This is a genomic window from Paenibacillus amylolyticus (genome assembly GCF_001570725.1).
Classification (GTDB): domain Bacteria; phylum Bacillota; class Bacilli; order Paenibacillales; family Paenibacillaceae; genus Paenibacillus; species Paenibacillus amylolyticus_A.
Genome location: NZ_BCNV01000001.1, coordinates 3,829,301 through 3,851,298, shown reverse-complemented (window position 1 = coordinate 3,851,298; position 21,998 = coordinate 3,829,301). Strand labels below are relative to the sequence as shown.

Annotated in this window: 19 protein-coding genes; 11 read left to right on the top strand and 8 right to left on the bottom strand. The window is 45.9% G+C overall.

All coding sequences use genetic code 11. The features are described from left to right. The first annotated feature begins 133 nt into the window (after positions 1-133). From PAHA3_RS17040 to PAHA3_RS17025, 4 genes are all read left to right on the top strand, one after another. Positions 134-1,081 (top strand): helix-turn-helix transcriptional regulator, encoded by a 948-nt coding sequence (locus PAHA3_RS17040; RefSeq protein ID WP_062835766.1) that lies wholly within the window; start codon positions 134-136, stop codon positions 1,079-1,081. A 67-nt stretch (positions 1,082-1,148) separates the two neighbouring features. After that, positions 1,149-1,652: an EVE domain-containing protein gene (locus PAHA3_RS17035; protein ID WP_062835765.1), complete on the top strand. Its 504-nt coding sequence runs from the start codon at positions 1,149-1,151 to the stop codon at positions 1,650-1,652. Between the two features lie 222 nt (positions 1,653-1,874). Next, positions 1,875-2,468, top strand: coding sequence for a YdeI/OmpD-associated family protein (locus tag PAHA3_RS17030; protein WP_062835764.1), 594 nt, complete (start codon positions 1,875-1,877; stop codon positions 2,466-2,468). Positions 2,469-2,588: 120 nt separating this feature from the next. Continuing rightward, positions 2,589-2,846 carry a type II toxin-antitoxin system HicB family antitoxin gene (locus PAHA3_RS17025; RefSeq protein WP_062835763.1) on the top strand — a complete coding sequence of 86 codons (258 nt, stop codon included), beginning with the start codon at positions 2,589-2,591 and terminating at the stop codon, positions 2,844-2,846. Positions 2,847-2,872: 26 nt separating this feature from the next. Here PAHA3_RS17025 and PAHA3_RS17020 read toward each other — a convergent pair whose 3' ends face one another. The 3 genes from PAHA3_RS17020 to PAHA3_RS17010 all read right to left on the bottom strand — a co-directional run bounded on the left by PAHA3_RS17020 (position 2,873) and on the right by PAHA3_RS17010 (position 6,592). Beyond that, positions 2,873-4,195 (bottom strand): amidohydrolase family protein, encoded by a 1,323-nt coding sequence (locus tag PAHA3_RS17020; RefSeq protein ID WP_062835762.1) that lies wholly within the window; start codon positions 4,193-4,195, stop codon positions 2,873-2,875. A 423-nt stretch (positions 4,196-4,618) separates the two neighbouring features. After that, a complete protein-coding gene (locus PAHA3_RS17015) occupies positions 4,619-5,230 on the bottom strand; it encodes a TetR/AcrR family transcriptional regulator (protein WP_062835761.1) in 612 nt (203 codons plus the stop codon). 231 nt (positions 5,231-5,461) lie between these two features. Then, positions 5,462-6,592 carry a hypothetical protein gene (locus tag PAHA3_RS17010; protein WP_153028230.1) on the bottom strand — a complete coding sequence of 377 codons (1,131 nt, stop codon included), beginning with the start codon at positions 6,590-6,592 and terminating at the stop codon, positions 5,462-5,464. Positions 6,593-7,031: 439 nt separating this feature from the next. Here PAHA3_RS17010 and PAHA3_RS17005 point away from each other — a divergent pair, with 439 nt between their 5' ends. The 3 genes from PAHA3_RS17005 to PAHA3_RS16995 all read left to right on the top strand — a co-directional run bounded on the left by PAHA3_RS17005 (position 7,032) and on the right by PAHA3_RS16995 (position 10,047). After that, entirely contained in the window at positions 7,032-7,301 is a 270-nt protein-coding gene (locus PAHA3_RS17005; RefSeq protein WP_062835760.1) for a hypothetical protein, read from the top strand. 200 nt (positions 7,302-7,501) lie between these two features. Further along, positions 7,502-8,539, top strand: a complete 1,038-nt coding sequence (locus PAHA3_RS17000; protein ID WP_062835759.1) for an ROK family protein — start codon at positions 7,502-7,504, stop codon at positions 8,537-8,539. 251 nt (positions 8,540-8,790) lie between these two features. Continuing rightward, positions 8,791-10,047: an MFS transporter gene (locus PAHA3_RS16995; RefSeq protein WP_153028229.1), complete on the top strand. Its 1,257-nt coding sequence runs from the start codon at positions 8,791-8,793 to the stop codon at positions 10,045-10,047. 197 nt (positions 10,048-10,244) lie between these two features. Here the strand turns inward: PAHA3_RS16995 and PAHA3_RS16990 are convergent, their stop codons facing one another. Then, entirely contained in the window at positions 10,245-10,850 is a 606-nt protein-coding gene (locus PAHA3_RS16990; protein ID WP_062835757.1) for a DedA family protein, read from the bottom strand. Between the two features lie 313 nt (positions 10,851-11,163). Here PAHA3_RS16990 and PAHA3_RS16985 point away from each other — a divergent pair, with 313 nt between their 5' ends. From PAHA3_RS16985 to PAHA3_RS16975, 3 genes are all read left to right on the top strand, one after another. Then, entirely contained in the window at positions 11,164-14,331 is a 3,168-nt protein-coding gene (locus PAHA3_RS16985; RefSeq protein WP_062835756.1) for a GNAT family N-acetyltransferase, read from the top strand. Continuing rightward, entirely contained in the window at positions 14,318-15,196 is an 879-nt protein-coding gene (locus tag PAHA3_RS16980; protein WP_062835755.1) for an amidohydrolase family protein, read from the top strand. The genes PAHA3_RS16985 and PAHA3_RS16980 overlap by 14 nt, the downstream gene beginning before the upstream one ends. Before the next feature lie 269 nt (positions 15,197-15,465). Continuing rightward, on the top strand, positions 15,466-16,629 hold the full coding sequence (locus PAHA3_RS16975; protein WP_062835754.1) for an iron-containing alcohol dehydrogenase: 1,164 nt from the start codon (positions 15,466-15,468) through the stop codon (positions 16,627-16,629). Between the two features lie 150 nt (positions 16,630-16,779). On the opposite strand, the gene PAHA3_RS16970 is transcribed toward PAHA3_RS16975, so the two are convergent. Together PAHA3_RS16970 and PAHA3_RS16965 are read right to left on the bottom strand one after the other, a co-directional pair. Then, positions 16,780-17,205 (bottom strand): hypothetical protein, encoded by a 426-nt coding sequence (locus PAHA3_RS16970; protein WP_062835753.1) that lies wholly within the window; start codon positions 17,203-17,205, stop codon positions 16,780-16,782. Between the two features lie 25 nt (positions 17,206-17,230). Then, positions 17,231-17,647: a hypothetical protein gene (locus PAHA3_RS16965; protein ID WP_062835752.1), complete on the bottom strand. Its 417-nt coding sequence runs from the start codon at positions 17,645-17,647 to the stop codon at positions 17,231-17,233. Positions 17,648-17,903: 256 nt separating this feature from the next. Here PAHA3_RS16965 and PAHA3_RS16960 point away from each other — a divergent pair, with 256 nt between their 5' ends. Beyond that, entirely contained in the window at positions 17,904-19,964 is a 2,061-nt protein-coding gene (locus tag PAHA3_RS16960) for a methyl-accepting chemotaxis protein (protein WP_167350896.1), read from the top strand. A gap of 99 nt (positions 19,965-20,063) precedes the next feature. On the opposite strand, the gene PAHA3_RS16955 is transcribed toward PAHA3_RS16960, so the two are convergent. Together PAHA3_RS16955 and PAHA3_RS16950 are read right to left on the bottom strand one after the other, a co-directional pair. Continuing rightward, entirely contained in the window at positions 20,064-20,450 is a 387-nt protein-coding gene (locus PAHA3_RS16955; RefSeq protein ID WP_062835750.1) for a RidA family protein, read from the bottom strand. 19 nt (positions 20,451-20,469) lie between these two features. Beyond that, positions 20,470-21,846 (bottom strand): amidase, encoded by a 1,377-nt coding sequence (locus PAHA3_RS16950; RefSeq protein ID WP_062835749.1) that lies wholly within the window; start codon positions 21,844-21,846, stop codon positions 20,470-20,472. Positions 21,847-21,998: the final 152 nt, after the last annotated feature.

The window sequence follows — 21,998 nt, the reverse complement described above, 5'->3', positions numbered from 1 at the left end:
TTTTTGAGATTGAGACTATCTCATCTTCGGGTGGCATGTAAGACGTGCCATAGCTGTAATTCACGAAACGAAAGGGCAAGTTACTGTGATAGAATGAGTTAGGTTTGGATGATGAAACGGTGGGGGCTAGAAAATGAACAAAACGGAGCGGCAGCTTGCGATTACGCTTGAATTGCAGCGAAGAAAGATGCTGAGAGCAGAAGATTTAGCTGCTCAATTGGAGACAAGTGTACGTACGATATATCGAGATATTCAGGCATTAAGCGAGGCTGGCGTTCCAATTATGGGAGCTCCGGGTCATGGGTATTCCCTCATGGAAGGATATTTTCTGCCCCCGGTAAGCTTCACCGCAGAAGAAGCGGTATCCCTGCTCATGGGAGCTGATTTTATCGAACAGAGATTGGATACAGCATACGCGATGGAGGCTAAGTCGGCTCAACGCAAAATTGAAGCGATTTTGCCAGAATCCGTTCGTGACGAATCCACACGTGTTCGGGAAACGATGCGACTGCTTCATACGGTTGAACCTTTAACCCGAGCGAGGGTGAAAACATACCTTAACCAGATACGTAATGCCATTCTGGAGCAACGTAAAATTAGCTTTATGTACCTGAAAAAAATGCCAGGAACGGATGGCAATCGATATAACATGCGTGAGGTTTCACCCTATGGACTCTCACTGGTTCAGGAGAATTGGGTGTTAATTGCACGTTGTGATATGCGACAAGACATTCGTCATTTTCGTTTGTCACGCATGACTGAACTTTCCGTGCTGGAGGATCAGTTCCTTTTGCCACCAGATTTTGATCTAAACAGTTATCGACCTCCTGATGACCGTAACGAACACATATTAATCAGGGCAAAACCCGAAATTGCTGACAAAGTTATGGAAGCCCTTCATTTTTATATGGATGCATTCAAGGAGCAAGAGGAAGGTGTGATTTTTCATTTTCGTGTCCGCTACCCGGAGGAAATATTGCATTATTTGCTTGGCTGGGGTGGAGATATCGAGGTCTTGGAGCCGGAGTCTTTACGCTTCCGGATGCAGGAAGTAGCCAAAAACATCTTAAAACACTACTGACATACACCTGTCAGTAGTGTTTTTTTATACTTTGATATATCACAGATCAAGAGGAGTGGGTTGCAGGATGAGAAGTACAACTGAAGTATTGAAATCATTGGAAACGACAGACAGCAGATATTGGATTGGCGTTGTATCTGCTTCTCATGTGAATGTAGCCGTAGAGGGAGGGTTTGCGCAGTTGTGCCATGGTAAGGCAGCACTGTTGCGACAGATGTCCGCGGGTGATTGGATGATATACTATTCTCCACGCACAGACATATCAACTGGCAAGCCACTTCAGGCGTTTACCGCTATTGGTCAGATTATCGACGACAGGGTCTACCAATATCAGATGTCGGAATCTTTTGTACCCTTTCGCCGAGATATCCGTTATCTTCCATGTCGAGAAGTAAAGATCGCAACGTTGTTAGACCATCTCACTTTTACACGCGGGAATCGCAATTGGGGGTTTCCATTTCGTAAAGGTCACTTTGAAATTGGGGCTGAAGACTTCATGATGTTAGCTTCCTCCATGTTGGAAAATGAGGCACAGTCACTACTGGATATTAGCTTAAGCCTGAAATGTTAACCAAACCAAAAGGCCATAGATTGTCTATGGACCTTTTTGCTTTATGGATAATCATATCCTCCACCGTTGATATTACATTTACGAAGACGCTGGTCTTGTTTCGTTGAGGTTTAAATCGCAGTGGAAAAGTCAATAAAAGCTCTGTAAGCAACGCTGTACAATCCACTGAAAACCAGTACAATTGAACCTATAAGAACATGAGATAAAGAGAGGTATTTCTCCATGACGGATACAAGTGGGAATCGCAAAGTTGACGGTTATTTGAAGAAACTCAAAACGTGGAAAGACGAGTCCACAAAGCTGAGAGAGATCATTCGAGATTTTGAACTGACAGAGGATATGAAATGGATGCATCCTTGTTACATGCTCGATGGAAAAAACATCGTTTTAATCCATGGATTCAAAGAATACGTGGCGATCCTGTTCTTCAAAGGCGCTCTGCTGAAGGATACACACGGCATTTTGGTCCAGCAAACGGAGAATGTACAGGCAGAACGCCAACTTCGTTTCACCAGTCTGGAGCAGATTGTAGAGCAGGAAGCTATGATCAAAGCCTATATCCAGCAAGCGATTGAAGTGGAACAGGCAGGATTGCAAGTGGAAATGAAAAAAACTGCCGAATATAGCGTTCCTGAGGAACTTCAGCAGCAGTTCGATGAGAACCCTGCTTTCCGAGATGCATTTGAAGCACTGACACCTGGACGGCAGCGGGCATATCTCTATTATTTCTCACAACCGAAGCAATCCAAGACAAAAGTGTCACGAATCGAGAAGTACATGCAGCCGATCCTGGAGGGCAAAGGATTGAATGATTAATCTTATAACAATATATTTTGGGGAAATTAAGAGTTAAAACGAGTTGAAAGCCTTTCAGATACAATCCGAAGGGCTTTTGCTGTTTTTGCTAAAAGTAAAGATAACAGGAGAGTGTCCCATATGATTCGAACTTACCAATACTACGCAATTTTTAATTTTGCTGAAGATGGAATTAATGTTACATTTCCTGATTTGCCTGGATGTATCACCTGTGGCGATTCAGTTGATGAAGCATTATTGATGGCGAAAGAAGCGCTTGAATTATTTTTGGATGGAGAACCTGTTGAAGACATTCCGCCTCCTCAATGGCTAATGCCTGAATTATTGAACCTTAAAGATAAAGCGTATTTAATTGAAGCAAGTATTACGTATTATTGATGAATTCTATGTTTACATATCTGAATTCACCAAACTGAGTTTAGGACATCGTCGACTTCTTTGATTCTTGTGACAGATGGTGTTTGAATCAGATTTCCTTTGACCATGACCATAGAGACGTCTGACAAAGCTTCGATATATTCCAGCGCATTTCGCTCCATAATAATCAGATCGGCATGTTTGCCGATATCCACCGTCCCTGTTACATCATCAACGCCCAGGATCTTCGCATTGGTTCGGGTCACCATGTCGATGACCTGTTTGTTGTTCAGGTTGGCCTGTCTCATGTAGTGGTCCATCTCTCTCCACATATCATAGTGAGTCACATAAGGCATGGCGGCATCGGTGCCGATCCCGAGGGTGATGTCGTTTTCGATCGCTTGTTTCACGCCTTTGAGCATGGAATCGTAGACGAGTCTGGAATTCTCTTTTACCGTTGCACTTACCTTCGTTACGCTGGTATCCAGTGAGGCGGATGGATAGGCGGCTTGCATGGTGGGGATGAGTGCAGTGTAGCCATTCAGGGCATTGGGATTATTTTTGTACAAACAAATGATTTCGTCATCCATCTCCGAACCGTGTTCGATCGTATCGACGCCACCCTGTAACGCAACGCGTAGACCTTCCGTGCTTTCCACATGCGCTGCCACCCGCAGGCCAATCTTATGCGCTTCATCGCAGATCGCTGCAACTTCGTCCACCGTCATCTGTAAACGTCCAGCTTCACCGACCATCTTCGCATCCGTCACGCCGCCCGTTACGCAGATTTTGATCAGATCCACGCCGTGTTTCACATTGATGCGCACATTCTTTCTGGCTTCCCACGGAGAGTCGCCCACAAGAGCCAGGAATGGAGCACCATGTCCGCCCGTTACACTTAGGAAAAATCCGGATACTAGCAAATTGGGACCGACAAAGTCACCATTATTAATCTCATCCCGTAGCTGGACGTCCGTGTAAAAGAATTCCCCCACGCTGCGCATCGTCGTTACACCCGCATGGAGTGCGGTTAGTGCGTTGCGTTTCATACGTTTTTTCAAAACATTTCTGCCGAATTTGGTATTCAGGATTCGATCATAGGCAAACTGCAACAAACCTTCACTGACCGAGAGACTGAACGGTTTCCCATCTGCAAAGAGATGCACGTGGGCGTTGATCAGTCCGGGCATAATGTATTTTCCTGAGAGGTCGATGGTTGTGTAGTGACTTGGTATATGCAACTCGTGATCTCGGCCGATATCCTGAATGAGACCTTGCTCATTGATGAGAATGGTCATGTTATTTTGCAGATTGCGGCTTGAGTCGCCGTGGATCAGATGGACGTTTTTTAATGCGTAAGCGGTGTTCATGTTGTGTTCCTCCTTAGAATGTGGGTGGGATTATATAAGTTGAAAGAGGGTATGTACACTTGCCACTCCGATGACAGAACAACCTTCGGATCGCTGTTATCCCCAGATTTTTTTGATACCCTCTTATTAGGGGGAAATCCGGTGATAGCTTATGCTTCCGATGTAGCTTTCTTTCAGAAAGCTCTCAGGCGAACGCTTCGCTTCCTCTGGTTATTTCTGTCCTCTCCGTTATTGTATAAATGTTGGTTCAACTTAAATAGTTTGGTAAATGGTAAATATTCGTCTTAAAAATGAATTATAAATTCATTTTTGTGTCAAAAAAATAGAGTGATTTAATGTTAGCGTTTTTTTTGCGTGCAAACCAAGTGAAGTTGATCTGATCTGCACGCTTTGGCTATCCGGCATAAATGATGAGATGGAGCGTTATTCGTTGAGACTCTTCATACCGTACAGTCTGTAAACATACAATGCTTCGAATATTTGCTTCCGGCTGTCCTCACTCATATCCCGCTTCAACAGATCCAGGTTCATGTCGATCACGTTGTGTGCGAGGATGTTCAGCAAGATCAAATTCTCCTCGGTACCAATCTCATACCGTTTATATTGGTTCTTGAGATAGGCCTTCTTCGTTTCGATCATCAACTCAACAAGCTCGTTCTTGGCGTTGGTGTAGATAGTGCCTTTATTCTTTTCGAAGATGATGACAATCTGATTCCGGTATTTACGTAGGACATCTACCTGTTCCTGTACCAGCGCCGACTTTCGCTCGCTATCCGTTTCCTCGAACAGGGTCTGGTTATCAAAGTGAATCGTCTCCACCAGCACATTTTTCAGATAATCCACCAGATCCGGCGGCACGACAGCGTAGAATAGTTCTTTCTTGTTCTTAAAATAAGTATAGATATTGCCCACGGAAATATTGATCTCATCCGCGATATCGCTCATCTTGGCATCCACATAGCCTTTTTCAAAAAAGACCTTGAGCGCCGCGTATTCAATCTCTTTCCTGACTTCGTCTTTCTTGGCTTGCACCATCGGGAACGACTCCTTAATAGTGAATGGATGATTCGTTATTAGGATGGACTTGTTTTGGGGATTTGTCAATATTAAGAGCTAAAGATTATAAATTAATCCTTCTCGGATTAGTGTAAATGAAAGCCCGCTTCAAGGTTTGAGCGGGCGACAGATAATTATATATTATGCAATTGATAGCGGGGCATCATGTACCAAAGATATTAGAAATAACCATAGAGATTTTTAAATTAATCAATCAGTCCAAGATTCTAATTTGCCATTGTAGAAGTATAGGTATGTTCTTCCGTACACCCATTGTTCAATTCTTAAGTTATTACTGTTATAAGAGTTTATCCTTTCTGGTGATCCCCAAGATAATCGAGCCTGTTGTGTGTTCATTCCAATGGATATTTTCTGTTGTATTATCTTATTCCAGATGTTAGATGACCAACTAGGGTAAGTAGTTTTAGGATTAACTGTATAGAATCCATTTTGTATTGTTGATGTATAGTCATCATAGAAAGACAGTTTAAAAGTCTGATTGGCTCCACTAGAACGCTTAGCTTTAATAATCAGGTTTTTTCCTTTTAATTTTACTGAAGTGAAGTATACTTTTTCTAAATGTCCTAGAGGGTTTGAAGATGGTAAATAATTTTTGTCTGCCCAATAATATTTACCAGTATAGTTATAACCTATTGTTTCGTAATGCCAATAATCTATAAAGGAATCTGGAGTACCATTAAGTATAAGTTCTTCATAGATGGTCCCGTTATTTAATTGAATAACAGCTTTCACGATAGTACTGCTAGATGAATAGTTAGATAGTTCCTTTACCCAGCCGATTTTTTCACCTTCATAAATATAGACCTTTTTCCCCATAAAGGATTTCAAATCAAAACTGACCTTGTCTAGTTGTTGCAGTAAACGTTTTGATTCTTTTTCTCCTTCGGGCCCACTCCAGAGAAAAAGAGATAGTGAATCAAAATCACTCTTTGCTTCGTATCCGGTTAATTTCTGAAAATTTGCTAGACTTAAATATGTACTATTATTGTAGAGAACAGAGTTTGTTGAGTCGATCTTAAAGGTACCATGATCCGAGCTAACAGTGATGGGTGTATTATAATTAATCTTGAAGCCTTTCAGCTTACTTAATAACTTAAGTGGCACATAAAAATCAGGATTTTTAATCTTGTCAATAGCATAACTTTTCTCACGCAATATGATCAGCTCTCCATCTACAAAAATAGAGTAGTCGAACCCTACATAAGCATTTTCAGGAATGACATAAGGCTTTGCTGCTGCTTGTACTGGATTACAAAAAAGAATAAATAAAATACTTAAGCTTACGAAGCTTACTAATTTTTTGATATTCAAGTTGTTCACTCCTAATTTAGTGTTACTGAGATACATTGATCCTAATTTTAATATCCTCCTTCCCTGAATGTTACTTTATCAAAATACATGAAAATAACAAGAGTACGTTTCCATTTAAAATCCTCGTATCATAGTAAATCATGAATCACTTAATGGTTAACTAAGGTATGAAAGACTTAAAGCATATAATATGATGATCCAGATGTTGTTTGTTACATTCTCAAATGAAGGATAGGATGGTTAGAGTCCCTTGAGAAAGAAAATAATATTAAATAATTCACCATCCACCTCTATATCTGCAAAGCTCAAAGATTACTATAAATTCAGTCAAATAGATGATTATTTTAATGGTATACGCTTTATTTGGAGTGAGATACAATGATACGTTTACGCGTACCACATCTTTTCTATAGTTATGTTATCCTCTCCTTAACAAAGGAGTGGTGAAATGACAAGTACCAACAGCGAAGACCTCGCTCCGCAGTACGCACAACTCATTGAACGCGAAGACGATTACGTCGACCAACTGGTCACATGTAACAAACTCATCCTGGACGCCATGGACATCATCGCGAAGCGGGCAGGGGCGCTACACATGGACACGGTGAAACAGGCTGCGTATCACCTTCATTCCATGGAACAGGATCTAAATCGAAAGCTATTTGAAGTTCGACTGGAGAAGAGCATCTTGGCAAATCAAATGAGCCAGTCTACATAAAATCACCTTAACTAAAAGGATAGTGCAGGATCACACAAGATGATCTTTAACTGTCTTTTTGTCTTTCCATCCATACAGTTTTCGCTCTCAAATAAGCATTGACTTTCCTCCCAAATCCCCCTACACTTCAATTATTAAAACACTTTTAAAAACATTCGTTGAATGGTTCGAAATGAACGAAAGGAGGCATATAACTTACCATGTTACCCACATCACACAACACCCAGCAGGTGAAGCGCATTAACGTTGAACTGGTGAAGAACACGCTCCGATCCATGGGCGTAGGCACCAAGGCTTCCATTGCGAACCTGACCAAACTCAGCGTAGCGACATGCGGCACAATCTTGAATGAGTTGCTTCAAACGGGTGAGATTATCGATCTGGGTCCCGATGAATCGAGCGGGGGAAGACCTGCCAGTCGTTATCAATTCAATGCGGACTATGCAAGTGTGCTGTGCCTGATTATTCGAACGGAGGGCGGCATTCACTCGATCACACATACATATGCCAATCTGAACGGAGAGATGGCGGACGAACAGACACTCTTTTTGGATGAGATTAATGTCCCGGTGGTAGAGAATCTGATTGCAAACCTGATCGAACAACACCACAATGTGCAGGCGTTTGGTATCGGTATACCTGGGGTGGCACACAACGGCGTGATTGGAATTTGCGATGTACCGGAGCTGATGTATCAGCCACTAGGGCCAAGGCTCAAGGAACAATATGAAGACGTGGAAGTGGTCATTGGCAACGACATGAACCTGACAGTATATGGACTGTACAACCAGCAGCAGTTTGAAGAAGAGAAGAACTTCGCAGTAGTGACGTTTCCGGAGAATCATTTTCCGGGTGCAGGCTTTATCATTGATGGTCGTCCGCTGACCGGGAATACACAATTTGGGGGCGAGGTGTCCTTTCTACCATTTGGCGTCTCACGGGAAGAGCAATTGCGAATGTTGAAAACGACGGAAGGATTGCAGGAACTCGTCACAAAGACGCTGATCTCCATCATTGCGATTATTAACCCGGCAGCGATTGTCGTTACGGGCGATACAATGGACCCGGCGATGCGGGATGACCTGTTACAAGGCTGTCTGGATCACCTGATTCCACAGGAGCATATGCCGGAGTTGATCATCCAAAGAGACACTCGGCGCGAGTATGTGACTGGACTAATCGCTGTTACACTGGAGAGCCTGACCTACCGCATTCAGGTGATTGAGAAGCAGTGGTAAAGGACAAAGGAACTTTTACAAGTATTCTATTTTTAGGAATAATGCTTAACTATGTTTCCTATTTCATATGTACAAATCATTGACACGATAACGGAGAGGGCAGAACCAATCTGAAGAACGCCTTTATCACTGTATTTTCACCTTTAGGAACGATTCAAAAAAAATACAGGGATAACAGCGGTCGGAAGATGGTACTGCAATCGTAGTTATAACGTGCAATCATTTTCCTGAACACAATGGAGGAACTTATTTTGAATCAGCAAGCAGGTACACAAGGCAACAAACGAAAGTTCAACAAGCTGTACGCCATACAGCTGGCAACAATTTTTCTGGGATTTATCGTATTCGGCATATCGGAAAATATTAAGGGACCGGCCATTCCGCGCATTCAATTCGACTTCAATCTGGATGAGAAACAGCTCGGGACGTTATTGTCCCTGAATGCACTTGGGTACCTGATCGCCTGCTCCTTCACGGCTATTCTGGTTCGCAAATGGGGCATCAAGGCGGTTAGCATCATATCGTTTGCATCAATGATCCTCTCGGGTATGTTCATTTACATGTCTCATAACTATCCACTCTTTGCTTCATCGTACTTCTTCATGTACATCGGTAACGGCATGCTGGAGATTGCTTTGGCGATTCTGGGTGCGCGGATCTTTGTGAAAAACACAGGTACGATGATGAACCTGTCCCATTTCTTCTATGGGCTAAGTTCAACGGTTGCACCCTTGCTGGCGACGGGTGTTATGTCTTTGCGCGTGTTCGGTCACGAATTGGACTGGCGCGGCATGTATCTGGTGATGTTGTCACTCTGTCTGTTACCAATTATTGCGGCGCTGCGCAGCAAATTCCCGGGTGACGATCTTCCTCATGAAGATCGGACTTCACTCAAGACGTTAACACGTGATCCAGCCATCTGGCTGATGGTGCTCATTCTTTCTTTTGGCGTGGTATCGGAGCTGGCGGTTGGAGGTTGGCTCGTTAACTTTCTGGAGAAAGCTTATACGTGGGATACGGTCAAAGCATCTGGGCTACTTTCTGCGTTCTTCCTCAGCTTCTCGCTGGGACGTCTGCTGCTTGGTCCACTGACGGACCGAATCGGATTTGTGCTATCGCTCATTCTTTTCTCTGCTTTCTCAGCGGTATGTACGTTCCTGGCGATTGGAGGCGGGGAGGGACTTGCGTTCTTCTTTGCTGTATCGGGGGCAGGTATTGCGATGATCTATCCAACGGTTATGGCGTTTATCGCACGCAGATATCCGAACGGCAGTGACACCGCGATTACGTTCACAGTTACTCTGATGGGGGTTGGTAGTGTTATTGGTAACTATGTGATTGGCTGGGTCATTGAAGGCGTGAAGAATATGTACGGTCCAACGACTCAGTTAGGGCTGCTGCGTGGACTTCAAGCGGGATATGGATTCATCGGTCTGTGCGCTGTGATCTGTGCGGCATCTGGAGTGGTGTTGTATGTGTATTTGAAAAGAAGGCAGGAACTGATTTAGTTATCAAATGAACTGATAAAGCCCCACTGATCGCCATGATCGGTGGGGCTTTGCATATGAATATACGAGTCGATTAGTACGGTATATCATCTATCACTAGTATCTTAACAAATCATAACCAGAGGCCATGTAGAGTAAGAATTTTTTTATCATATACCAGCCACTCTACTATACAGTCCGCATTTCCTCAGGCAAACCTATGACTTGTTCAAAGCCGTTCTTCTTTTCCAACGTTTCAAAAGCACATACAATCCAAAAGCACCTAAGAAAACCACCGCTGCCGGAACGATATAAGGCTTAACAATCTCGTCCACGTGCTCCCATTGAGAGCCTAACTTGAAGCCTAAGAAGATGTACAATGAGGTGATCGGAAGCATGGCCAAGAATGTAAAGATACTGAACTTAAACACATTCATCTTCGCCATACCACAAGGGATCGAGATCACGGTCCGAATGCCGGGTACAAAACGTCCAATGAAAGCTACTCCGCTGCCATATTTCTCAAAGAACTTATCGGAAGCGTCCAGATGGTGGGGGCGAATCAAGAAATACTTGCCGAATTTTTCGACCATCGGTCTGCCGCCGTATCGTCCCAGGGCATACAATGTCAGAGGTCCGAACGTTCCGCCTACGGTACCAGCCAGAATTGCCAGCCAAAGCTTCATATCCCCCAGATACACCCAATATCCCGCCATGGGCAGTACAAGTTCAGCGGGTACGAATTCAAACGACAAGGCAATGACGAGACCTGCGTATGACAAATCTTTGAAAAAGAGTATAAATTGCGTGATCCATTCTGTCATGCTTTCCCTCCATGAATCTATCTTTTTTATATATAAAAGAAACACTCCTGTACAAAGAGTAACAATAGCGAATAGAGCTTGTCAAAACTCACATGCATATCCGATTTAGCCCGTCACGGCGGGATATGTTAGGCCATACATAAGCGAAATCTCATTCGACATGAATGGAGCAGGCGTTTGGTCCTCGAACAAGTTGAACTGCATATCACTCCTAACACCAATATAACACTCTGAAAATGCTTCCAATTATAGTATGATAAGACTATCACTAGCTTCTTCACCATCCTGTACATAAAGAGAAGGAGATCAGAACATGACCGTAACTTCGATTATCGACCAGATCCATATTATTGAATACGATCCCTCTTACGCTGCCGCACTCGCGGATATGTGGAACCGCAGTAACGAAAGCTGGGGAGGTGGCACCAACCTTAGAACAGAGGAAACGGTTCGCCGGGAGATGGAGAGTTCGTCCAATCTTTATGCGTTTCTAGCTGTTCATGAGAAAGAGGTTGTTGGCTTCTGCAGTTTTGCTCATTACCGCTATGACGAGAGAGCGCTATATGTACCGCTGCTTAACGTACGTCCTGACTATCACGGTTACAAGGTTGGACGCAACCTGATCCTTAATGCTGTGCGCAAGACCGTGGAGGCCGGATGGCCTCGCCTGGATCTGTTCACGTGGGCAGGGAATACGAAGGCTGTACCAATGTACAAGAAATGCGGTTTCTTCTGGGAGAAAAAAGATGATAATGTGCATCTGATGAATTTCATCCCTACCATTTTGCAGACCGAAGCACTTGCTCCTTATTTCGAGGAGTTGGATTGGTATGCAGACAGCACGCGTGAACTCGTGATCGAGCCAGATGGCCGACGGGAGCGTGGTTTCGATTTCTTTGACTACACGTGGAAAAAGGGAGATGTCTCCCTGCGGGCTGAATTTGAAAAGTCGGGTCGCGGGCTGACTGCCCTCGAAACACCGGATTACGAAATCTCCACAGAAGTCGATGATCATGATCTGGTTTTCGGTTCCAGCTATAAGGTTCGCTATCGCATTAAGAACACTTCTGCATCCGAATTGGCGATTGAGATCAAGGGTGAGGATAACAAAAATATTCGATTTGCGCTGGATGCTGCACGAGCAGTGGCTCCGGGAGAAACCATCATCGTGGAAGGTGAGTTTCACCTTGATCCGATTACAGAGGAACAGAATAACAATAAGACGCATCCCGTTGTTGCCACCACATGGCTAATCAACGGTAAGAAAGCGGAGTTCAGGTTGGGTATCGCTCCGAAATTTCCAGCCAAGATCAAGACCGTTTTGCCTGTGAAGGAGCTCTATCCAGGCATCCTGGCGGAATTGGTCCTGAACGTGGAAAATAATGTGGATGCAGAAACGGAGTTCAGCTTGAACCTGCCTGAGGATGAATTCCTGGAATGGGCGGAGCGTTCGATACGCTTTACGATTCCTGCCAAAGGCAAAGTGTCGGTGCCAGTGCCTTTCACCTTACGTTCGTATGGTCTCTATTCCCAAGAAGTAGAAGTGACGGCTGTTCCAGTGGGGAGCCATGCGATCTCTTTTACAAGCAAACTTTCTGTACTGATGAAGGGAATCGAAGGGAAATATGGCGGGCAGATTGAGGACCAATGGGTGGCTGTCAATGGCGCATTCTCTCTTCATATGAGCAAACAAGATAATAACATGTGGATAGAATATCCGGGGTCCCGTCATTCATTCTGGTGGACTTATCCGAAGCTGGGTAAGCCGTTTACCGAAGAGTTATCCAAGAAACAAGCCAAAGAAGTGAATATTTATGCCGAAGGGGAACGTCAGGTTCTTGAAGCACGGTATGACTCGGAGGATTTCCCAGGCTTGCAGATTAAGTCCGTGGTCAAGCTGTCTGCGAATGGAATCGCTGAATTCCATCACGAGGTTGAAAATACACGAGATACGGCCTGGGAAGAAGACCTATTTCTGATGAATAACTTCGGTTTCTACGGAAACCAGCTAATTCTACCTTACCAAGGCCGTTTTGTGGATATGGAAGATGATTATGCAGGTGATCCGAACCATTGGGACAGTTCACAGATTACGGAAAACTGGCTGTTTTGCAAGGAAGAGTATGGCGCGTGCGGCATCTATTGGGACCCTTCTCTGAAGCTGCTTCGTCCCGAATACACGCTGGGGTTGCAGCATGAGCTTGGACGTATTGCCGCAGGAGCCGTTGTGCGAACCAAAGCAACTGTATATGCTTTGAACACGTTTGCCAAATGGCATGATTTCCGTGCGTTTGCACGGAAGCAGCGTAATCCGATCATTCCGTTGCTGGACAGTCATCTGGATATGACACTGAATGAGGGGAATCCATTTGCCCCTGATGTGCTTCAAGCAACGTTGAATGAACATAAACTGGTTCCGCTTGCGGGCAAGCTGGAGCTGTATGTGCAGCAGAGTGGCGAACCGGAGGTTATGGCAAATGCGAAGGAATTCAATTCGGAGCAGAATCTAAACTCCGCCAAGCTGACATTTTCACCAGACGAAGCGGACCGAGGCCAGCACGTGAGTGGTTGGAAAGTTCGTGGGCTATATCGGGGCGAAGATCGGATTCAGGAGCGAACGGCCCTTTGGTTCCCGCAGAGCGGAACAGAGGTGAAGCAGAAGATTGAAGAAGGTTCATCTGGACCCTTGTACACTGTAGATAATGGGGTATTGTCGATCGCTGTTGCTCCTGAATTCGGGAGTGTAGTACACTCCCTGAAATATGCAGGAGACGAATGGCTGGACAGCTCATACCCTGAACCCGCTCCACGCTCGTGGTGGAATCCGTGGTACGGCGGACTGGGTGTAGGGGTTCCAGGCATGAATGGTTTCAGCCGTCAGTTGGAACAGAGAGCCGCTTCCTGGACAGAGCACAAGGACCAATACGGCAACGTCTGGAAAGGCATAAAGCTGACCACCCGAATTGAGAAGCATGAAGCGAATCGGGGAATCACGATCCACCAGCATTATGTAATGCTACCCGGTGTTCCTGTGCTCTGTACGCTGCTTGAAGTGACCAACGAAAGCGGTCTGACGCTGACGAATTACTCGCTTGCGGAGGAACGTTTCCTCCAGCCTTCATCTGTCTTTGCGGAAGGTTGGATCGAGCAACCGGGTAAAGATCGATTCCCGCTAGGCAAGGTAGATGTGGGCCTGCCACTTGAAGACCTTTTGCGAGTCGGATCGGTTTCGCGTGATAACATGCTGCATGCGGTCCATCGTTACCCGAATCAGAATGCATGGGGTTTTGCCAATAATCAGGTGACGGGTCTGAACGTGAATCATCATCTGACAATCAAGCATGGGGAAACAGTCTGGACGGAGCCGACATATCTTGTCCTGGGGCCACTCCCACTGAGTTCACCGGATGTACGTGACCTTCTCAAACTGAATTTTGCAACTTCTACCGAGGAAAGGGAGGCTTTACATGCCGATCATTGATATTCACATTCATCTGTCGGACATCGACAGCTTTCACCGAACAGCGATAGATCTATCGAAAGTGGATTACTCTGCCGCTGGTCTTAAAGCGGAGTTCGATAAGAACGACGTCATTCTGGGCATCGGAATGGGGGTTACGGAGCAGACGAAGGGAGCATTCCCGGATTCCAGTTCCCCTAATCCGATGGGACTTAATCTGGAAGAGAAGGTTCCCTCATTCCTCATGGAATGCGTGGGAATCAATCCTAATGCGCTAGATGGTAAACACGCTCAGGACGAGCTTGATCGGATTGAAGCAAGACTGCAATCCCCTGAGGTAGCCGGAATCAAACTCTATGCCGGATACTATCATCACTATGTGTATGACAAAATCTATACCCCGGTCTATGAACTCGCAGCCAAGTACAACCTGCCTGTGGTGATTCATACGGGTGACACGTACTCCATGAATGGATTGCTCAAATATTCGCATCCACTGACCGTGGATGAATTAGCCTTGCAGCAGCGCGGTGTGAACTTCATGATCTGTCATCTGGGTGATCCCTGGGTGATGGATGCAGCTGAAGTGGTGGCGAAGAATCCTAACGTGTATGCGGATTTGTCTGGTCTTGTGGTGGGGGATCGGCCTCATTTTGAACGTTTCATGAACGAACCTTTGTTCATGGATCATTTCCGCCGGGCTTTGGTCTATTCGGATCATTACGAGAAAATGCTGTTTGGCACCGACTGGCCGCTTGCTCCTATCGATCTGTATGCCGAATTTGTCCGCCGACTTGTACCGGAGCAGCATCATGATAAAGTATTCTACCAGAATGCCTTTGGGCTGTTTCCGCGTATTGAACAGCGGATTGCCGATCTGGGGTAGAACCTAGGTACTGAATTCTTAATATCTGAGGGGACGTATAGCATGCCTGTCATGGAAGCATGAATCATGCGATGTTCATGTGAATCCCTATGAAGTAAGCTCCTGCCACTTTGCTGGCAGGAGTTTTTTGTCCAAGAGAACAGTGTTTTGCCATACTAGACTCCATACTCATCTGTTATCTCCTTCTTGCCTGTATTTGTTTTTACGAATAAAGAGAACTATAATGGTGGATGCACAAAATTTCAGACTTCTTTGGAGGAACATACGTTATGAGATCTTTTCAGTTTTACAATCCGACCCGGCTGATTTTTGGCAAAGGGCAACTTCAAGCACTACAAACCGAAGTTCCAAAATACGGAAATCGTATTTTACTTGTATATGGTGGTGGAAGCATCAAACGTAGCGGGCTGTACGATCAGGTAATCAGCCAGCTGAATGAAATCGGAGCAGAGGTGACGGAACTGGCTGGTGTAGAGCCGAACCCTCGTCTGTCTACGGTTCATAAGGGCGTAGAACTATGCAGAACACATAACATTGATCTGGTTCTTGCGGTTGGGGGCGGCAGTGTACTTGACTGTGGGAAAGCCATCGCAGTAGGAGCCAAATACGATGGAGACATGTGGGATGTTGTTGTACGTGAAGCCACTCCAGAAGGCGGACTTCCACTGGGTACAATTCTGACGATGGCAGCGACAGGCTCCGAGATGAACAACGGTTCAGTAATTACCAATCAGGACACACAGGAGAAATGGGCATGGTTCAGCGAGTATTCTTTCCCAGCGTTCTCCATTCTTGATCCAGTGAACACATACACGGTACCTTTGGATCAGACGGTATACGGTATGGTGGATATGATGTCTCATGTGTTTGAACATTATTTTCATCTGGATACGAATACACCGGTTCAGCTTGGGTTCTGTGAGACGATTCTTCGTACCGTCATCGATACAGCTCCTCGCCTGATCAAAGATCCGGAAAACTATGAACTGCGTGAAACCATTCTATACTGTGGAACAATGGCGCTTAACGATGTCCTGAATATGGGGCTTGCCGGAGATTGGGCTTCTCACAATATAGAACATGCCGTTTCGGCCGTGTATGACATTCCTCATGGGGGTGGCCTTGCAATCCTCTTCCCTCACTGGATGAAGCATAATCTGGATGTGGATGTAGATCGATTCAAACGTATGGCCGTTAATGTATTTGATATCAACCCTGCTGGAAAGTCGGACAAACAAGTGGCTGAAGAAGGCATTGAAGCATTGCGCCATTTCTGGACTTCAATTGGTGCTCCTAGCCGTCTGGCTGACTATGACATCGACGACAGTCAGATAGACGCAATGGCTGATAAAGCAATGCGATTCGGTCCGTTCGGATTCTTCAAAAAATTGCAGCGTGAAGATGTAGTACAAATTTATCAAGCTGCGCTGTAATTGCAAATCACACATTCTCATATATAGTGAGCTATTAAACAAGGACGTTCCTTTTTTACTGAGGAACGTCCTTGTTTTTATTATGACATCATATCTTGTGCGCTCAACCGTTTTTTCTGGACTTCAATGTCATTTGATCCCCTTTTCGAATTAATCCTTCGGTTCGATCACTGCCTCATTAACACGGGTGTCCTTTCGTTTCAGATACATCTTGCTTGGACGGTGCAAGAGTACGATGAGCAGGGCGAAGAGATGAACCAGGGTGAACAGGTTACTCTCATTCGGAATGGCAACGAATAGGGCCAGACTCAGAAACGTCACCGTGAGCTTGAACTTTCTCTTGGTGATGAATATAAAGGCGAGCAGGCTGGGACCGATGATAAACAACATTCTTGCTATAATTACGCCAGAGGCGTAAGCCAGATCATTTCCTTTGTATGAGAAGGCGAGATAGGCCTCCATGTTCTGGTTGAAGTCAATGAGAAACGCAATAAAGGACACAATCACGTAGATCAGTTTTACACTCAACAAAATGCGCACGACATTTAGTAACGTGGGTAATGCTGTTTTTACCATACCACTTCTCCTATTCTCTTCGAACCTATAACCGCAGATTGTTCTGGTTGTATTCTTCCCGAGAGCTTTCCTGCTTCAGATACACCTTGCTGGGCTTGTGGAGCAGCAGGGTAAGCAACATGAAGATGTGCAGCAAGACGAGAAAATTCTGAAAGAACACAACGCCGAAAAATAAGGCCAGGCTCATAAACGTAATCGTTAGCGTATAGCTTCGTCTGGAGATAAATACGATGGTCAGAATCGGGGGAACCAGAACCATGAGGACTCGGAGCCCGATACTTACAAAATAGGCGATCTGATCCGATAGCGGAAACGCGGAGTAATCCGCACTATCACGGAATAGATCTGCGATAAGGAATGCCATGGAAATCCCAATGAAGATGAATTGTACCCCTAACAGGGCACGGATGACATTTAATAAATTGGGCATTTTCGTATTCAATTAGTCGTCCCTCTTCCTGCACGATATGTATTTCATACATTATACGATGTTGATGTCATATTTTGTATTAACCCAAAGTCTACATTTTCCAATCGTCAACAGCGGCCTTGGACCTACAATCATCCGTCTCCAAAGGATAATAAAAATATTTTTGTAAGCGTTTTAGTGCTGGATGATTATTTGATAACGACCGATATAAAGTTAACCCATATTATATTGGACCCAACAAGAATGAGGATGGATGGTGAATGTATTCATGTTATTTGCAAAGGCGAGGCAACGCTTGACCAACATGTCTTTTCGCTTCAAATTACCACTAATGATTGGTCAGCTGGTGTGCGTCGTACTAGCCGTGACGGCAGTGCTATGCTACAAAGTGGCAGAGGACATTACATTGGACAAAAGCAGAGATGAGATCCAGTCGACCTCTGACCGGATTGGTGCAGGACTATTTACCTCACTCAGTCTGGAAGAGCAGTCTACGTTTCTGATCACAACACATCGGACATTCCAAGATTTACTGGAGATTCGGAATGCAGCAGAGGGCGAAGATAACGAAGCATTTTTCGAGGAAAACAGTGAACTTGTTAATAAAGCCAATGGGATATTGGCAGATAGCTTAGCTGGCATGGAGGGCAACAGTGTTCTGATTCTGGTGGATCGGAATGGAACCGTGGTTGCGGCGAACGACCCGGAGTCTCTTGGAGGTGAACGGGCAGACCGTGCCTATTTCCAGGAAGCCATCAAGGGACGTAACGTCATTAGCGAAGGCATCATTTCCAAGACGTTGGGCACATTGGGTACGGTGTTTGCATCCCCGATCTATAATGAGAACAAGCAAGTGGAGGGGGTACTTGTCTCTACCGCTTCTACATCATTCTTCGTGAATCAGTTGCAGAACGTCAAGATTAACGAAGAGGGTAAAGTTATTATTTTGGACCGAATCGGAACGGTCATGTATCATTCGGCAGACGAGAGTCTGGCAGGAAAGCCGCTGGAATCAGGGGAGTATCAGTCTCTGATCGATCTGGCTTCAAGTGATACATTGCAACAGGGGGAAGTGAGTACAGACGAGAAAGTGGTATTTTACTCGAAGATTCCTCGATCCGATTGGACGGTGATCGTCGAGGATACATATACGGATGTACGGAAGCCGCTGGTAGGTATGGCGAAGCAAATGTACATTGTTTTGTTCAGTGCCATTGCCGTGTCTATCATCGCAGGTATCCTGATCTCGCAGCTGGTGACCAGACCGATTAGCCGAATAACGCTGTTGTTCAAACAGTTGGCCGGAGGAGATCTGACGGTGCAGGCAGAAGGCAAATATACCGGGGAATTCAAAGAATTGGCAGACAGCTTCAACACGATGGCCGAGGGGAACAAACAACTAATCTCCAGCATGAACCGTTCCATCGGGGTCCTGAATACAAGCACTACCGAGCTGGACCAGTCTGCACAGCAGACGTCGACTTCTATAACCGATACAACAGCGACGGCCCTTGAGATTTCACGGGCGATGGAATCACAGGCGAACGACACGGAATCCATCGTGGATAAATTCATGAATGTTGGGAACAAGATTGAGAACGTGAATGAGATGTCACAGTCCGTTAGGCTTAAGGCGGATGAGATCACGGACGCATTTAAAAATAATCATGAGGTCATTGATGCTCTTATTGCGGTAAATGGACAGAATGAAGCGGAAGTGAGCAACATCTCACAGATTACGGTTCAGCTCGCCGAGAGTTCCTCCGGTATCCATCAGATTACGGGCACGATTGCCGAGATTGCGAATCAGACCAAGTTGCTGGCACTGAATGCTTCCATCGAGGCGGCGAGAGCTGGCGATCAGGGGCGTGGCTTCGCAGTCGTTGCTTCCGAGATTCGCAAGCTGGCTGAGCAGACAACGGCGCAATCAGAGGACATCAATCGTATTGTGATGCAGACCATAGCACATGTGGAGCAGAATAATCGCAGTGTACATGCCATTGAGGCGATTGCGGAACAGCATAAGCGCAGTGTGAGCCAGACCAAAGAAACCTTTAATTTTGTCACCCAAAATATGCAGGACATGATGAATCAGGTACAGGCGATCGCTTCCGAGATCGAGTCCATTGAGCGGGATAAGGATGATGTGCTTGGAGCTGCGCAGAATCTGTCGGCTTCAGGAGAAGAGGTCTCGGCATCCATTGAGGAAGTGACGGCAACAATGCAAGAACAATCGGGCATGACTGGACATCTGGCAGAGCTGGTGCAGACCATTAATGGACTCACCAAACAACTTGCTGAAGAATCATCCCGCTTCAAAACAAAATAGGAATATGAAAGAAACCCGTCTCTCAAAAGAGAACCGGGTTTCTCAACAAAGTGAGCACCTGTACCCATCTAAGGGTACAGGTGCTTTTTATGTGATGTGCTACTCTCCCCGAACGGATGGTGCATACGCCAACACTTCCATCTCAATTAAATAAGGGCCTAACCCGCTGAATACGGTAATACGGGCGGGATATGGCTGTTTAATCATTCGCGCATACACTTCGTTGTATTCGGGCTGATCCTCCACTCGGGCCAGATGGGTGGTTGCCTTCACGATATGATCGAGTGTAAGTCCGGCTTCTTGCAGGATCACCTCAATATTACGAATGCACTGCTCAGTCTGCTCCTTAATGCCGCCGATGGGCTCAAGTGTCTGTGGATCGACACCTACTTGACCTGCGACGTAGACCAAATCTCCTGCGCGGACGGCATGGGAGAAAGGAAGCGGGAACTTGGGTGCTGCACTTGCATGTATGATGGTAGACATCGTAGTTGTCATTCCTTTCCTAATAAGTGTGTATATTTGTTGTTAACTGATGCCAGTTCGTAGCCTGCTGATAATGATGGGCGATGGACAACAGGCGGTCTTCCCTCATGAGTGGACCGGCCAGCTGCATGCCGATAGGTAACTGTTTCCCTGAGGTGGTATCGAACCCGATGGGTACGGTGATGGATGGTAGACCCGTATTGGTGAACGGTCCGTTGAAAATCGGGCTTCCCGTCTTGTAGCCATAGGGGGCCACATATGGTGTTGATGGAGTCAGTAACACATCCACTTCATCGAAAAGCATCATCATCTCGCTGCGGAATATCGTTCGGATGCGCTGTGCCTGCAAATAGTCAACAGCACTCGTCTGGTAGCCGAGTTCAAGCTGCTCCCGCATCGTGTGGCCGTAACGATTAGACGCTTCTGCAAAGCGTTCCTGATGGAAGGCGGCAGCTTCTGCCCGCATAACCGTACGATGAGCAGCGACGGTCTCTTCCATATAAGAAGGCAGGTCAACTTTCTTCCATTGCATGCCCAGCTTCTCAAGCACAGCGATTGCCGCCTCTACGGCTAACAAGATCGCCGGTTCATCCGTCTGGAAGAAGTTGCTCGGCAGACCGATCACCATTCCTGAAATAGGATGCTCAAGAGCATTTGTTAAGTCTGGCTTGCCATAAGGAAGCGTGAAGGAGTCCAGCTCATCTTGTCCGGCCATCGCTTCCAGAACGATCGCGTTATCTTGGGCAGATCGAGTGAAGGCGCCAATATGATCCAGGCTCCAGCTGGCTGTGATGACACCGTTACGGCTAACCCTGCCGTAAGTGGGTTTCATACAGGTTAATCCGTTGTAAGCTGCGGGTCTAAGCAGAGATCCGAAAGTCTGTGTTCCGAGTGTGAAGGAGGCCATGCCAGCCGCTACTGCAGCGGCGGAGCCGGAGCTGGAACCGCCCGGCGTATGTTCTAGATTCCACGGGTTGCGGGTAGGTGGTTCTCCTCCTTGGAAGGCATATTCCGTCGTTGTTGTCTTACCGAGCAGGATAGCACCTGCAGCCTGAAGCTTATTAATCACAGTAGCATTCGTTCCGGGTACGAAGTCTGGATAAGTGCTTGATCCGGCCGATGTGCGTATGCCAGCGGTATGGATAATATCTTTGGCTCCATAGGGAATGCCATGCAGAGGACCGAGATATTCGCCATTCATCAGCTTGCGCTCAGACTCTTTTGCAGCCTGCAAGGCTTGCTCAGTGGTGACTGTAACGAAGGCTTGCACAGCAGGTTCTACTTTCTCAATGCGATTCAAATAGGATTTCGTAAGCTCGACAGGAGATATGGTCTTGTTTTTAATCAGTGTTGCGACTTCAGCAATCGTCAGCTCGTTCAGTGGTTTTGTAATCATCGCAGAGGCTCCCTCCTATGCGGTGAATTGGGTCCAACTTCTTCTGGCAATTTGAAGCCTCGAATCAGCTTCAAGTCGGCTGTAAATAGGGCAAGCTCCTCGCTGGTAATAACTCCGTATGCGTATTTCGCACTTTCAGTACGGCGGTGTGT